The organism is Vibrio echinoideorum, assembly GCF_024347455.1.
Taxonomy (GTDB): Bacteria; Pseudomonadota; Gammaproteobacteria; order Enterobacterales; family Vibrionaceae; genus Vibrio; species Vibrio echinoideorum.
Genome location: NZ_AP025483.1, coordinates 1,918,496 through 1,933,270, shown reverse-complemented (window position 1 = coordinate 1,933,270; position 14,775 = coordinate 1,918,496). Strand labels below are relative to the sequence as shown.

Here is a 14,775-nt window from a genome sequence, read left to right as displayed (position 1 = left end):
ACACAGAAAATAAAACGATAGATATTAAAACGCCACGTTATCGTAACGTGGCGTTTGTTGTTTTGCCTCGCTAAAACATTAATGATTTAGAAAGCTAAAAGACTCGCCTAAGCCGTTAGTGGCTCAAGGTTCGCAGGACGGTAGTGTACAGATTTTAGTACTTTACCTTGGCGAACTGTCTTGCCTTCCGATACGAAATCTTCCGCACACTTAGCGATGATGTATTCGCCTTTTTGAACCGCCATCAGCTTGATGTTCTGCTCAGCATAGAAAGCTTCTGTTTCAGCATATTCAGTTTCGTTGCGACATACTTTGCTCATGTTGCTTGAGTGTACTTCGTCCCAGCAAGGTAAGAAGTCAATTGAGCGGTTTTTAGAAACATTCAACAGTAGGTCGATCAGGTAGCTGATTGCTAGGTTGTCTTCAACCTTAGCTTGGCCAAGGTGAACCAGACGTCCCATCAAAACATAAACGCTGTCTACGATAGCGTCCGCTTGTTCGATTTTAGAGTCAGCTTCTGCAAGTTCTGTTAGTTCTTCGATCGCTAGAGAGGTATGTAGCGTATCGCCTTTTTCGTCCATTGTTTCAGGAGCAGCAACAGGCAGATCAAAAGTACTGCGGAACTCTTCAATGTCGCGGTAAAGGTGATCGTAGATTTCTTGGCTTAGTTGAGAAAGGTTCATTTTCCTATCCATTCTGTTTCGTTAATGGATTATTTTACCAAAGCTAGGAATAGGGTGCTAACGCAAAGTCGAAGAAGTCGACTTTTATTCATTGGACCAATGAGGTATTTTGCATACAAACCAATTGATTATTATGTTTTTTTACACTTTACTCTTCTTAATATACCAAATATTAATGTTGCCATTAACTTCGGCTGCAGTGGGATCCCAGTTATGAACCAAGCCAGTGAAAGCGAAATTGTTATACGTCGCTTGTATCAAATCACCAATGATTACCGGAAGGGCTTCGATATTCAGATCGCTCAGCTGCTTATCATGGGGCTTGAACGCTTCAACCTTGATATCGGTATTTTATCTAAAGTCGAGGGTAATTCTTATTTAGTCGAGCACTGTGTTACGCCAGAAGGGGTTGAACTCAATAGCGGTGACACCTTCGATTATCGTTCAACCTATTGCGAAATTACATGTAAATCGATTGGTCCTATCTGCATTGAGCATTGTGGCAAACACGATAAGTATGCGACGCATCCCGCTTACCAGTCTTTTGGTTTAGAGTCTTATATTGGCATCCCGATTTTCGTTAATGATGAGCTTTATGGCACTTTAAACTTTTCAAGCCCAGCCCCCTATCATCGCGAGTTCAAAGAGTTCGATGTCGACGTGATGAGACTAATGGCATCATGGATTGAAGTGGAGCTGGTTAGAAGACAGCAAGAACGAAAACTCAAAGAGCTGAATGAGAAGTTAGAGTACCAAGCTCTTTATGACCCTCTTACACACTTACCGAATAGACGTTGCTTGTTCAAAACGTTGAACGCAGAAGTGGAGCAGTTAAAAGGATCTTTAGGAAAGGGAACCTTAGCGGTTGTCGACATCGATTTCTTTAAGGTCGTTAATGATACTTACGGTCATCAAATGGGTGATGTTGTCTTAAAGAAAGTGGCGAACGTGCTGAGCAATAACACTCAAGAAGGTGAGTTTGTGGCGCGCTTTGGTGGCGAGGAGTTCATTCTTTGGTACCCAAATAAAACACCAAGTTGTGTTGAAGATAAGTTCATGACTCTTTTGCAAGAGATGAAGAAAATCACACTGGATAGAAAGCCTGTCACTATATCAATCGGTGCGTGTCATTTTGAGTTGAGTACAGGGGATACCAAAGGGGAAAGGATGTCGGCGTTAGATAAGCTCATCAAAGTTGCCGATGAATGCCTGTATATTGCGAAACAAAATGGACGAGATCAGTTCATTTCTCGTCCATATCATCAAGAACGCTCAGGAATATGAGCCATTTTGTTAGCGATTAACTGAACAGATAAGGAAACAATTGACGACGTTCCGCTGGTGTTAAAGATTCAACTCTTGCAATGTTGGTATCAGGAATCGCTTCTGGATTCGGATAGTGCTTTAACACTTTCTCCATACTCGCTTCGCGAATCAAATGGTAAACCGGATAAGGAGAGCGATTTGTTAGGTTCTCATCGTCTTCTGGATCGGCACCACCAAAACAGTAATCTGGGTGGAAGGTGGCGACTTGATAGATACCTTCCCAATCTTCCTGCTTGATCAGTGCTTCAATCCAATCAATGAACATGTTGTAGTCGAAAAAATCTTGCAGCATGTTAGGGACAACCACCAAAGTCGTCTCTAATTCAGCAACTGGCGTGTTATCTAACTCAACGAAATGCGTCATGATATCTTCAAGTAACATTTCTTCGGTTTTTGCTTCACTCACAAAGATCTTAATCTGCTTATTTCGTTGTGGTTTTGCAGCAAAGGGACACAGGTTTAGGCCAATCACAACGTCGTCTAACCATTGTTTTACTTGGTCGTGGATGGTTTGAAGATCTGTGCTTTGAGTGTTCGACATAACAGGTTCCGAATTGAATTTTTTCGTAGGATATCAGAACCGCCACCAATCAAAAGTAATAATTGATTCGTTCGTAGGCCTGACTCAAGCCTCGGCGAGTTTAGACGTAGTCATTTGAAGCTGTTTTAACTGATAAACCCAAGTAAATATGACGATATAGAAGATTGAACCACCTGCAATCACACCATTCCAACCGAATAGTTGCCAGCAATACAAGAGCAAGAACCCGCCCAAGCTTCCGCCAATATAATAGTGAACAAGGTATAACGCAGTCGCCGTGGCTTTAGCACTTGGTGCTTTTTGACTCACCCAAGAGTAGGCAAGGGTATGGGCGAAGAAAGCTCCGCCGCTAATCAACAGCAACCCTGCTAGCATGAACGGGATTTTGTCGACTGCCGAGATCAACATCCCCAATAAACTGATACACACACCAATTAATATTCCAGTTAAAGGATCGAATCGATTTGTCCATCGGTTAGACAGCTTGGAACTTACCGTACCCGCTAAATAACATAAGAAAATGAGTGACGCTAAACCCACCGGAACCGAGTGAGGCTCAGATACCAATCGAAAGCCCATTACCGAATAGAGATTAACAAACAGTGCGAAGTTAGCACCGCCGATCAGCATTGCTAACCACAGTGTGCGATTCTTTAGATGTAGAACCACAGAGCGGTTATGGTGAAAGAACAACCCTTTCTGTGGTTTGAAGTTTTGTTGGTCAGGCAAGCTATATGCAATATAGAGAGCGCCGATTAAGGAGCCGACCACAAAAAACAACACAGTCGCATGCCAGTCGAAATAGTCTGTGATTAAGCCCCCGAGGACACGTCCGAAAATACCACCCAACGAATTGGCTGCAATATAACCACCAATCGCGACCGCGAATGCTTTCGGAGACAACTCTTCCACCATATAGGCAACCGCTACACCAGCAAAAGCGGCGACAGCAATGCCCATAAATGCTCTGGCAATCACAAGTTGCAACAGAGTCGTTGTGAATACCATGCTTAGCCCAATCAAAGGAATCGCAAAAAGGCTGAACAAGATGATAGGTTTTCGACCGAAAGTTTCTGAGGCGATAGCCCATGGCACCAAGCTAATCGATAAACCAAGAGTCGTTGCGGCAAACAGCCAGTTGATTTGAGTTTCAGATACTTGGAAGTGCTCCGCCATGTGCGGCAAGATTGGCTGAAAGAGGTAAAGGTTACAGAAAATGATAAACGAACCAATCGCCAATGATTGGGTGATACGTTTGTATTGAGGACTGCCTTTATCAAACATTTACTACGTTGTGCCTGCGCGAGTTAGTAAGCTATTTGTGAACAAGTTATCAGCACAAGTGTGATTAAAGAAATATATTAAAAATATCACCTCTATATATTAAATATATCGCCATGCTTGAATCAAAACCTCTTCGACATTTTCTGGCTGTTGCGCAGTTTGGTAACTTCACTCAGGCCGCCAAAGCGCTGCATATCGCACAGCCTGCATTGAGTATCTCCATTAAAAAACTAGAACAGACACTAGAGTTGATTCTATTTCGTCGAGGCGATAAATCCGTCACCTTAACGGAGGAGGGAAAAGTGTTGTTCGAGCATGCTAAGAGAATTGCTCAGCAATTTGATGAGCAACTCAGAAAGCTTTTTAGAGGCTATTTTATCCGATGACCTCTAGTTTATTAAATCCACACTATTTTGTCTTCTTGTGAACAGTTAATAGTTTTTCGTGTCAACTTTTTAAATCATGGGCTCGGTGTCACTAATTGTTCTGGTTGTTTTGTGATTTTGATCTTGTTTTTGGTTTGATTTTTACATAAATGAATTTACCAGGGTCATATGTTAGTTAATAATCCGCGAACCAACAGTATGGTGTTTTGATTTATTATCTATGAAGTGTAAATGTAAAGAGCAAAGGATTGTGCGAGTCCAGAGGACGTTCATTGACAAGGTGTTTGGCATTAAAGAAAAATATATATGTGTTCATTGTTACACTGTATTCAAGGTTAAGGGACGTTAATTAGGACACCATTCTTATTTGATGGTTTATGAAATGTTGCCTGTAAGTTTGCCTATACTTACAGGCAATTCAAATGGGATATATGGCGACTTCTCATGCTCGTAACTAACTTTTTACTAGAAACAACATAATATGTTTAGCAATATGTGATCTGTTAGTTAGTACAATATTTATTAAAGAAATATATTAAAAACATCACCTCTATATATTAAACATATCGCCATGCTTGAATCAAAACCTCTTCGTCATTTCTTAGCCGTCGCTCAGTTCGGTAACTTTACCCAAGCAGCCAAAGCGCTGCATATCGCACAGCCTGCATTGAGTATCTCCATTAAAAAACTAGAACAGACACTAGAGTTGATTCTATTTCGTCGAGGCGATAAATCCGTCACCTTAACGGAAGAGGGAAAGGTACTGTTTGAGCATGCAAAGCGAATCGCCCAGCAGTTTGATGATGCTCAGCTCGCGATGAATGAACTAAAGGGGCTAGAAAAAGGCGAGGTTCGATTAGGCGCTCCAAGTATGATGGGCAGCTACTTTTTCCCCCAAGTCGTGATGGCATTTAAAAGCCAATACCCAAACCTAAAGTTGACCTTGATTGATGCTGGCACCGCTTCGATTCGGGAAATGCTGTTAAACGGCGAACTCGATATTGGTGTAATTAATCATGAGAACGTTCCTGATGATTTGGAAACGGATCATCTGTTAAGTTCTGAGATGGTCGCCGTTGTCGGTAAGGAGCATCCGTTAGCACAACAGCCTTCGATGACCTTTGAAGAATTCTTTGCTCAAGAGCTGATCATGTTCAAATCAGGCTACTTCCACCGTGATTTTATCGATGCGACTTGTAAGAAGTACAACCTCGATATGACCATCGCGTTCGAAACCAATTTATTGCCAATGATTCTTTCTATCGTTAAACAAGAGTTTGCGATCACCGCGCTGTTGAGCTTAGTGACGGAATATGAGAAAGACGTGATAGGCGTGCCATTTAAAGACCCTGTAAAACTGAATCTATCTTTGGCCTGGAGAAAGGAAGGGTATTTGTCGAAAGCCGACAGAACCTTTATTGATTTCGTTAAGCGGTATGTGTGATTTAGTAAGATTTAAATAAACAAAGCCCGAACATCCTAGATTGGATATTCGGGCTTTGTTGTATAGAAGTATGACTGGCTCAGAACACGTTAGGTGTTCTTTGAGTTATACATCTTATCGAAGTTCTTTTGGTTCCAGCCGACCATCACTTGATCGCCGATTTTAAGCACAGGGATAGAACGAGCACCCATCGCTTGTAATTCTTTACGACCACGCTGCATTTTTGCATTCGTTAGACGATATTCAATTTTTTTAGAGTCCAAATAGCGCTGGGCATCTTTACAGTGAGGGCATTTGTCTGCGACGTACAATACAACACGTTTCATTTTTACAATCTCTTTTTGAGTCTAGCTCTTGGTGAATCTCGCTAAAGTGTAACGAATCCTAGGTGATTAGAAAAGTGTGATCAGTTACACTATGCGGCTCAAATTTCAAGACCACAACGTATTGTCGTGGTGTTACTGGTACGGTTTTTTTACATGCATCCTTCTTTGCGATATATCCAAGGCTATCCAAAGCACATTATCGACCCGGTGACTCAGTTAGTTGAGTCGGGTAAGTTAGTGCCGTGGTTTGAAGCTCGCTATCCAGATAATCACGAGATAAAAAGCGAGAAAGCCTTGTTTGACTATGCGATTGAGATAAAAAATCGCTATATGAAGAAAACACCGCCAATTAGCAAAGTGATTTACGACGGAAAGATCCACCTGATCAATAATGCACTAGGTCTTCACACTTATGTGGCAAAGAATCATGGTGGAAAGATAAAGTCGAAGAATGAAATTCGTATCGCGAGTGTTTTTCGAAATGCCCCAGAGCCTTTACTCAGAATGTTGGTCGTGCACGAACTGGCGCACATCAAAGAGAAAGAACACGATAAAGCCTTTTACCAACTATGCTGTCACATGGAGCCGGAATATCATCAACTTGAGTTAGATGCCCGTTTATTCATGATGTATTTAGACTTAAAGAAGTAGCCCAATGAGCCAATCACAAAATAGAACTACGCTAAGCCTGTCGAAAAACAGTACCTCATCAACAAAAACAAAAGGCAACCAAGCTGAGCAAGGTAACCGTAAGCAAGGTGATGCTAAGCAAAATACAGGTAAACCAAGCAGCGACAAGCGTACTTCTTCAAAAGATACATCAGAACAACGCCGAAAAAATACGGCTTCAAAAGGGGCGGGCAACAACAAATCGAAGCGATCTTTTGGCAAAGATAACAATGGTAAACCGGGTTCGAATAAAACGCCGTTTAACAAAACATCGTTTAACAAAAACGCAGCCCAGAAAAGACGTTCGGCTGAAAAGCCTCAAGGCGGCTTGCATCCAAGAAATCAACACACAGGTCGATACGATTTTGACCTGTTGGTCGCGGCATTGCCTGAGTTGAAAGAACACCTGATTAAGAACCCTGTAGGGGAAGATACGGTGAACTTTTCCGATCCTCTGGCGGTCAAGCTTTTGAACAAAGCCTTACTTGCTCATCATTACGGTGTGAAGCATTGGGATATTCCTGCAGGCTACTTGTGTCCGCCAATTCCTGGGCGTGCCGATTACATCCACAGAGTCGCAGATATTCTGAATAGCGATGGCCAAGGCGAACCTTATAACCATGCTTCGGTTAAAGCGCTAGATATCGGTGTTGGTGCAAACTGTATCTACCCAATCATCGGTGCGACAGAGTATAAATGGCGTTGTACTGGTACGGATGTGGATCCTATCTCAGTGAAAGCGGCGAACTTTATTGCAGAAAGTAATGCGAACCTCAAAGGTAAGGTTCGCAGTCGTCTACAAGCCGATTCTGAATCCATCTTCAAAGGTGTGATCAAGGATAATGAGCGTTACGATGTCACTATTTGTAATCCTCCTTTCCATGGTTCACAAGAAGAAGCTGAACAAGGTTCTCAACGCAAGTTAGATAATCTAGCGGCGAACCGAGCAAAGAAAGCGGGTAAATCATTCAAGCCAGAATCGAAAAAGCCGTCTGCGAAGCAAGATAAGCCAACGTTGAACTTCGGTGGACAAAAAACGGAGTTGTGGTGCCCGGGTGGCGAAGCGGCTTTCATCTTAAAGATGGCAAAAGAGAGCCACCTTTTCGCAACTCAAGTCTTGTGGTTTACAACGCTAATTTCTAAGAAAGACAACGTTGATATGATCCGTTCAGAACTTGGCAAGCTGAGAGCGAAACAAGTGAAAGTGGTTGAAATGTCACAAGGTCAAAAAGTCAGCCGTTTTGTTGCATGGACGTTCATGGATGACGAACAACGTCAGCAGTGGATTGACTTGAAGTAGCGAACTCATAACTGAAGTCACAGGTTCAAAACTCACGTCTAAAATCATGAACGGGCTTGTTGATACATTCAACAAGCCCGTTTTTGTTTTGGCTATTTGGCTATTTGGCTATTTAATTATTTGGTTCTTTGATTATTTGGCTATTTAGTTATTTTTAGTGCAAGTGTCCTAAGCCGAAAGCAGTTCGTCTAACTTACTTTGATACTTTTCTTGAATTGCATTGTTACCGGCTTTGCGTTCTAGTTCGATTAGGATCTTAAGTGAAGGAACTTGGTAACCATAACGCTGGTGGAATTTGAATAGACGCAGTCGAGCGTCGTTGTAGTCAGCTTCATTCACTTCAATCGTTGATAGTTGGAGAACTGATCTTATTCGGTTTGGATCATGGTCGATGGCTCTAGTGAAGTAATACTTAGCCTTATCGGCATTCCCTGCTTTAAACGCGCAAAATCCAGCGTTCTCATAACTAGCAGATACTAAATAATAGTAGGGCTGATCAATGGCGCGATTGAAGTATTTATCGGCTTGATCGTATTCACCTTGTTTACATAGAAAGGTACCGTAGTTATTGAGCACGTTGCCGTTTTGGGAATCTAAACGAAGCGCTTTCTGATAGGTGATTCTCGCTTCATCCACTTCACCGACTTGTTCGTAGTAATGCGCCATCGAAAGTCGTGCTCGGTAATAGCTTGGTGCATGCTTGACCGCCAGTTCGAGGTTTTCACGTGCTCTCACCATATTACCTTGTCCCATGTAACCCAAACCTAATTCGATGCGAGACTCAGACATCGCGATAGGATCACTCTTAATCTTAGGTGGCCCTTCTGTAACAGAAACACACCCCACTATTGAAAGGGAGAGGATTAATGCAAGGCTTGATAATAATATGGGGTTTGGCGATAACGAATTGGCAGGCATGTGCAGCTCCTTATGAACACAGCCCCATGATATGAAATCGAATTAGTCGAAGTGGTAAATCTGTTATGGAATGCGACTCAAACACCATAAAAAAACCGTGTCCAATTTGGTGTTTTATCAATAACCTACTGTTTTTCTGTAACCTACTGAACACGGCTTTCTTGGGAATTACCTAAGTGACTTTTCACCTAAGTAATTTGTTACCTAAATGACGTACTACTCAATCGTCTTTAGTGAAGTTTTCTTCGCTGAAGTGATCCAAATCGTAAGGTGTCTGTTGGTAAACGCAGTAGTTCAACCAGTTTGAGAACAACAAGTGCCCATGACTACGCCAGCTAGCAACTGGCTTATTATCTGGATTGTTGCCCGGGTAGTAGTTGATTGGAATAACGGGTTCCATGCCTTCACCTAAGTCACGGATGTACTCATGATGAAGTGTATGAGCCTCGTATTCAGGGTGACCCGTTACAAATACGTTTCGCTTGTCTTTGGTTGATGCCAGATAAACACCCGCTACATCGGAAGTCGCAAGTACATCAAGATCAGTATGTTCAGCAAGGTATTCCTGCGAGAAATCAGCATAGCGAGAGTGGGGAGCTAAGAAGGTATCATCAAAACCACGCAAAATAGGGTGGTAGGGGTTGTGTATCTCATGACTGTAAACACCGGAAAGCTTCTCTTTACGAGTGCGTTTTGGCAAATCATACAAAAGTTTTAAGCCAGCTTGAGCCGCCCAACATACATAGAGAGTTGACGTAACATGTTTGTTTGCCCACTCCATGATGGTTTTTAGGTGATCCCAGTAGATAACATCTTCAAATTGAACCAGACCAAGCGGCGCACCAGTGATGATCAGTCCATCAAAGTTACGGTTTTTTACCATCTCAAATTGACGATAAAAGTTATCAAGGTGCTCTGTCGGAGTGTTTTTGCTTGGTCGATCATCAATGCGTAGCAGCTCTACATCGACTTGCAATGGGCTGTTCGATAGCAGGCGTAAGAATTGAGTTTCAGTTTCAATCTTCTTTGGCATTAGGTTGAGGATCAAGACTCGAAGTGGACGAATTTCCTGAGTCGATGCTCTTGATAGCGGCATAATAAAGATGTTTTCTTCACGAAGAACATCGGATGCTGGCAATTGGTCTGGAATGCGAATAGGCACAGCTTTCTCCCTAAGCTAGATATGTAGACGTCTATACTTCTAAATCTATAGTAGTTTGATACGCTTGTCGATATACAAAATGGATAGATGTAAATTATTTGTGTTTTCTATCAGAAGCCACCTTCCGACGGCGAGGGAGTCTTATAATGTTTAACGACTACCCGAGTAAGGCATAAGTGCTTGGTTCTGTTATGTAGAACTAGGTAGTTATCAGAGCAAGCGGTTAGCATTTACGATAAACTCATGTTTTCGAATTAGCCTGTAAAGTGACAAATGAAGTTAATACTCATTCGAGGGTTGCCAGGTTCGGGCAAGTCAACAAAAGCGAAAACCTACGATGCATTGCACGTTGAAGCCGATATGTATTACGTGAATGAGCAAGGTGAGTACCGTTTTGATCCTAAGCAGTTGCAACAGGCACATGAGTGGTGTCAGAACACTGTAGAAAGTGGCTTGAAGCAAGGGCTAGATGTTGTTGTATCGAATACCTTTATTAAGCACTGGGAAATGAAGGCTTATCGCCAACTCGCGCTCAAATATAAAGCGAACTTGATAATCGAAGTTTGCAGAGAGCAATTTGGTAGTATTCACGATATTGAACCGTCGGTGATTAAACGTATGGCGAAAGATTGGCAAGAATAACCCTGTGCTTTTTTGCCAACGAGCATCTGGCTAACGAATCAAACTCCACGACCAATACTTAAATTAATAGAACAACTCCAAGGTAAAGATTGAAATGGCAAAGCGCTCTGTTGTGGTCGACATGACCTCTTATGGTATCTATTCCACATGGGATTCCAAATCCAAAGACCTTCCCAAAATCCAAGAGTTCACCACTACCGTTGATGCTGAAATCGATGTGGAGTTTGGCTATATCTTGAATATCAAGAAAGCCAAAGGTGAAAAGATCCGCTACTGCATCTATCACCCGGATATCACCACAGACAAGGGCGAAGTGCTCGAACCGTTCGATGGTGAAGAGCATGTCGGTAACAACGACTGGGATTTTTACTTAGGAGATACCATTTGGTCGCCAGTTTCGAATAAACTTGGCAAGTGGCGCATGACCGTGGAGTTAAAAGGCAACATCATTGCCGATAAGACATTCGACCTTGTTGCAAAAGACGAAGGCCAATTCTGGAAGCGTAGGGGTTTTTAGACGAAATTTCTGGTAGACGTTAGCTTTAGGCTAAACGCAGACAACAAAAAAGCCGAGTCACACGTCGTATGTGGACTCGGCTTTTTTCATAGTGCTAGATAGAAGTGACTACCTAACTAATGGATTAGATTATTGTGTTACGTAAGCTACAACAAACTCAGTGATAGCGACCATATCTTTCACTGCAATGTACTCTTCAGTGGTGTGAACTTTCGCCATACCAGTAGAAAGGTTAACCGTTGTTAGACCTTTCGCGTTGAAGTTGTTCGCATCGCTACCGCCGCCAGTGCGTTTAGTATTTGCGGTTACGCCAAGCTTCTCAAACGCTGATTTGATAGAAAGAATATGCGGGTGATCGTCTGCAATCACGAATGCATCGTAAGCACGAGTCGATTCGATTTCTACTTCAGCGCCGAATTGCTTCGCGCTTTCTTGGAATGTCGAGATCATGTGCTCAACTTGAGCCGTTAGCTTTTCGCCGTTTAGAGAACGTGCTTCAGCCACTACTTTAAGTTCCGGCATTACGATGTTGGTCGCTTGACCGCCTTGAACAATACCGACGTTTGCTGTGGTTTCTTCATCGATGCGAAGTAGGTTCATCTTAGTGATTGCGTCTGCAGCCACTTGAATTGCGCTGATGCCTTCTTCTGGCGCTAAACCAGCGTGAGCAGGGCGGCCTTTGATCTTAGCAACAATCTTCTGCTGACCCGGAGCTGCGTTTACGATGGTGCCAATTGGGCCACCTGTATCAAGTACGATAGCGTGCTCAGATTGAATGTAAGACATATCGAAGTTCAAAGAGCCGAACAGACCGCCTTCTTCGAATACAGTGAACGCAATCTCGATAGTTTTGTGCTCTTTGCCTTCAGCTTTGATGCAACGAACTGCTTCCATGATTGCTGCGATACCAGACTTATCGTCGCCGCCTAGAATCGTATTGCCTTTTGAACGGATGATGCCGTCTTCGATGATTGGTTCAATACCGATACCTGGTGTTACTGTGTCCATGTGGCAACTGAATACTGTGCTTCCTGAAAGAGTGCCATCTAGACGAGCATAGATGTTGAATCCGTTAGAGACTTCTTCAGGAACCGCCAGTTTATGTACGTCAAAGCCTAGTTCGCCTAGCTGCTCAGCCAGCGCTTCTGCGATGGCTTTTTCATTGCGTGATTCACTATCGATTTTCACAAGATCGCAGAAATGGTCGACAAGACGTTGTTCATTAATTTGGGTCATTGTTAATTCTCATTATGTTTCCGCTTGTTCAAAAGAAGCCGCGGAGGTAGGAACAGGAAAATTACTATAACGCCAATGAGGTAGATGATTATCTGAGTTAAATCAAGAAAGTTGCCTGATTATTCTAATTAGTGAGAATAACCTTGTTCAGTTCGTCGAGATGGCAACATTTTAATCTGTGTAGGGCTCGGGTATAATAAGTTTCTAATATAGATAAACAGCAGTGATATGGTCATTCAATTTGTAACGGTCTTAATACATGAATAAAAACAACGTTTTAGGTTCGTTTCTACTCGTTGTAACAATGAGTGCCGTACTCGGGCTTTATTTGCTGTATCCGCTCAATGATGTGGACTTGAGCCCTCCTCAAGCCGACAACACTTCTGTCTACACTCCAGAAAAAGAACTCTCTCAAACTGAATATGGAAAAAAGTTAATTCATATTCTCGGTTTATCACGCAGTGACCCCTCTGTTGCAAAACATCAGCTTGTTCTACTACGGCCGCCCACTGGCGTTAATGACAAGGCAATATACCAAGCTTATCGACTTATGATTTTGTCTAATGTCGCTCAACATCAACGAGATGCCGACGCCGTGATGGCCTACGTAGAACAAATAAAAGCATTGTCTGAGCATGAAGGTATGTTGTGGTTGAAGTCAGAATCATTGGTCGAATCTGCGATTGAGTATCTCAAGGAAGGGGAACTTGCAACTGCGGAAATTGAAATTCGATCCGCGATAGGCATTGCTGAATCTATTCGTTACGACAAGCTATTGGTTAAAGCGTATAACACCGCGGGAGCGATCAATAACGTGCGGAACGACTTGCAAGACGCTCAGTACTTCTTTCATAAAGGATTGCAACTTGGCAAGCAATATCCAACGCACATCTATAACAGTAAGCTAATGTCAAACATGGCGCTGCTCTATATTTATTTAGAGGACTGGCCTAAGGCCCTGCGTATTATCGAGAAAGCAAAAAAGCTCTATTTTAAAAGTGGCTTACTTGAAGATGACGCGATTGGCATTCTTTACATCAACGAGTCATTTACGCATTTGAGCAGTGGTGATGTGACGAATGGCCGTATTGCTTATGAGAAAGCAAAAGCGCTCGACAGCGACAGAGTCAGTGCTCGATACAAAATTTTACTGCTTAGAACATACAGTGATGTGTTGTTAGCAGAAGGTGATTTTAACAAAGCATTACGAGTTACTAATCAATGTCTTCAAGCACCTAATATCGAGAAGTACACGCTTCAAAACGGGCAGTGCTATCTTAATCGCGCATTAGCGAATATTGGTCTCCATCATGATGACGCCATATTGGATGACCTTGAACGCGCATTTTCGATCTTTGAAGTGGTTGGGAGCAGAAGTTGGAAGGTACTGGGCTTAAAAACACTGGCCGAATATTATGAGTCTCAGGGTGACCTTGATACTGCCCTCAATTACTACAAACAATATTATCATGGCAACAAAGCGCTGCTGTTTGATAAAAGGCAGAGCGACATTTTCTTATTAGAACAAGACTATGCAACGGCGACACTCGCCAAAGAAAATGAACTACTTAATACTGAAAAAGACCTCAACGAATTACTGCTTCAAAAGGAACAACTTAGAAACAGAATCGTGGTCGCATTAATTATAATGGTCAGTATTAGTGCTGTATTACTGGCGATTAGGCTTCGCAGCATTCAAAGCAAAAACAAAGCGCTGCTCACTCAATCTACAACGTGTGAACTTACGGGTTTATACAACCGACGCTATCTAGAGCAGTTGTTAACTCAGCCCATGCAATTTAACACTTCGCAGTTTGGTATCAGTTTAGTCATTCTAGATCTTGATCACTTTAAACGCGTTAATGACACCTTTGGACATGATATTGGTGACCAAGTTTTAGTTGAAGTCGCAAGGCGAGTAAATCAACACCTATTCCCAAATGACGTAGTAGCTCGCTGGGGCGGTGAGGAGTTTGTCCTGTTGCTATCTGGATCCGTCGATCCTGAACAACAATTGAACGCAATTCGTTTAGCCATTGCTGAAACACCAATTGATACACATTCAGGCTCTATAGACCTCACCACATCGATAGGGGCGTCGATTGGTATTGCCCAAATGAAATTCAACCAAGACACCTACAAGAAGTACCTCAAAGCAGCGGATGATGCGTTATATCAAGCGAAAGAGTCGGGTAGGAACCAAGTTGTCATCGCTGAAAGTTAATCGCTACTAAGGAAACAAAAAGCCATTCTGATCTTCGAGAGATAAGAATGGCTTCTGGAATACTCTGAGACCGCTAATATCAAAGTTTGAGTTAAATATGGGGTTTAGTTAGCGACA

General features: G+C 42.5%; 14 protein-coding genes and 1 pseudogene. 8 read left to right on the top strand and 7 right to left on the bottom strand.

Features of this window, described 5'->3' with window-relative positions; genetic code table 11:
- Nucleotides 1-107: 107 nt before the first annotated feature.
- Entirely contained in the window at nucleotides 108-683 is a 576-nt protein-coding gene (locus OCV36_RS08725; RefSeq protein WP_017059167.1) for a nucleoside triphosphate pyrophosphohydrolase family protein, read from the bottom strand.
- 213 nt (nucleotides 684-896) lie between these two features.
- On the opposite strand from OCV36_RS08725, the gene OCV36_RS08720 reads away from it, so the two are divergent.
- A complete protein-coding gene (locus tag OCV36_RS08720) occupies nucleotides 897-1,967 on the top strand; it encodes a sensor domain-containing diguanylate cyclase (RefSeq protein WP_102333263.1) in 1,071 nt (356 codons plus the stop codon).
- 16 nt (nucleotides 1,968-1,983) lie between these two features.
- Here OCV36_RS08720 and OCV36_RS08715 read toward each other — a convergent pair whose 3' ends face one another.
- Both OCV36_RS08715 and OCV36_RS08710 read right to left on the bottom strand, forming a co-directional pair.
- Nucleotides 1,984-2,550: a DUF1415 domain-containing protein gene (locus OCV36_RS08715; protein WP_017075080.1), complete on the bottom strand. Its 567-nt coding sequence runs from the start codon at nucleotides 2,548-2,550 to the stop codon at nucleotides 1,984-1,986.
- Between the two features lie 84 nt (nucleotides 2,551-2,634).
- A complete protein-coding gene (locus OCV36_RS08710; RefSeq protein ID WP_135454798.1) occupies nucleotides 2,635-3,834 on the bottom strand; it encodes an MFS transporter in 1,200 nt (399 codons plus the stop codon).
- 113 nt (nucleotides 3,835-3,947) lie between these two features.
- Between OCV36_RS08710 and OCV36_RS08705 the strand changes: the two are divergent.
- Both OCV36_RS08705 and OCV36_RS08700 read left to right on the top strand, forming a co-directional pair.
- Nucleotides 3,948-4,181, top strand: a pseudogene (locus tag OCV36_RS08705) (LysR family transcriptional regulator); the annotation flags it as partial.
- Between the two features lie 610 nt (nucleotides 4,182-4,791).
- A complete protein-coding gene (locus tag OCV36_RS08700) occupies nucleotides 4,792-5,664 on the top strand; it encodes a LysR family transcriptional regulator (RefSeq protein ID WP_017095361.1) in 873 nt (290 codons plus the stop codon).
- 89 nt (nucleotides 5,665-5,753) lie between these two features.
- Here OCV36_RS08700 and OCV36_RS08695 read toward each other — a convergent pair whose 3' ends face one another.
- Nucleotides 5,754-5,990: a glutaredoxin family protein gene (locus OCV36_RS08695; protein ID WP_004734934.1), complete on the bottom strand. Its 237-nt coding sequence runs from the start codon at nucleotides 5,988-5,990 to the stop codon at nucleotides 5,754-5,756.
- A 153-nt stretch (nucleotides 5,991-6,143) separates the two neighbouring features.
- Here OCV36_RS08695 and OCV36_RS08690 point away from each other — a divergent pair, with 153 nt between their 5' ends.
- Both OCV36_RS08690 and rlmF read left to right on the top strand, forming a co-directional pair.
- Complete coding sequence (locus tag OCV36_RS08690) at nucleotides 6,144-6,641, top strand: YgjP-like metallopeptidase domain-containing protein (RefSeq protein ID WP_135454796.1); 498 nt, start codon at nucleotides 6,144-6,146, stop codon at nucleotides 6,639-6,641.
- A 4-nt stretch (nucleotides 6,642-6,645) separates the two neighbouring features.
- Complete coding sequence (rlmF, locus tag OCV36_RS08685) at nucleotides 6,646-7,959, top strand: 23S rRNA (adenine(1618)-N(6))-methyltransferase RlmF (RefSeq protein WP_135454794.1); 1,314 nt, start codon at nucleotides 6,646-6,648, stop codon at nucleotides 7,957-7,959.
- Nucleotides 7,960-8,127: 168 nt separating this feature from the next.
- Here rlmF and pilW read toward each other — a convergent pair whose 3' ends face one another.
- Complete coding sequence (pilW, locus tag OCV36_RS08680) at nucleotides 8,128-8,877, bottom strand: type IV pilus biogenesis/stability protein PilW (protein ID WP_135454792.1); 750 nt, start codon at nucleotides 8,875-8,877, stop codon at nucleotides 8,128-8,130.
- A 220-nt stretch (nucleotides 8,878-9,097) separates the two neighbouring features.
- Nucleotides 9,098-10,039: a homoserine O-acetyltransferase MetA gene (gene metA / locus OCV36_RS08675; RefSeq protein ID WP_017075073.1), complete on the bottom strand. Its 942-nt coding sequence runs from the start codon at nucleotides 10,037-10,039 to the stop codon at nucleotides 9,098-9,100.
- Nucleotides 10,040-10,312: 273 nt separating this feature from the next.
- Here metA and OCV36_RS08670 point away from each other — a divergent pair, with 273 nt between their 5' ends.
- Nucleotides 10,313-10,681: an ATP-binding protein gene (locus tag OCV36_RS08670; RefSeq protein WP_135454790.1), complete on the top strand. Its 369-nt coding sequence runs from the start codon at nucleotides 10,313-10,315 to the stop codon at nucleotides 10,679-10,681.
- Nucleotides 10,682-10,775: 94 nt separating this feature from the next.
- Complete coding sequence (locus OCV36_RS08665; protein ID WP_135454788.1) at nucleotides 10,776-11,198, top strand: DUF3859 domain-containing protein; 423 nt, start codon at nucleotides 10,776-10,778, stop codon at nucleotides 11,196-11,198.
- Nucleotides 11,199-11,327: 129 nt separating this feature from the next.
- Here the strand turns inward: OCV36_RS08665 and OCV36_RS08660 are convergent, their stop codons facing one another.
- Nucleotides 11,328-12,434: a M20/M25/M40 family metallo-hydrolase gene (locus OCV36_RS08660; protein WP_017075070.1), complete on the bottom strand. Its 1,107-nt coding sequence runs from the start codon at nucleotides 12,432-12,434 to the stop codon at nucleotides 11,328-11,330.
- Nucleotides 12,435-12,693: 259 nt separating this feature from the next.
- Between OCV36_RS08660 and OCV36_RS08655 the strand changes: the two genes are divergently transcribed.
- Entirely contained in the window at nucleotides 12,694-14,658 is a 1,965-nt protein-coding gene (locus OCV36_RS08655; protein WP_135454787.1) for a tetratricopeptide repeat-containing diguanylate cyclase, read from the top strand.
- The last annotated feature ends 117 nt before the right edge of the window (nucleotides 14,659-14,775 follow it).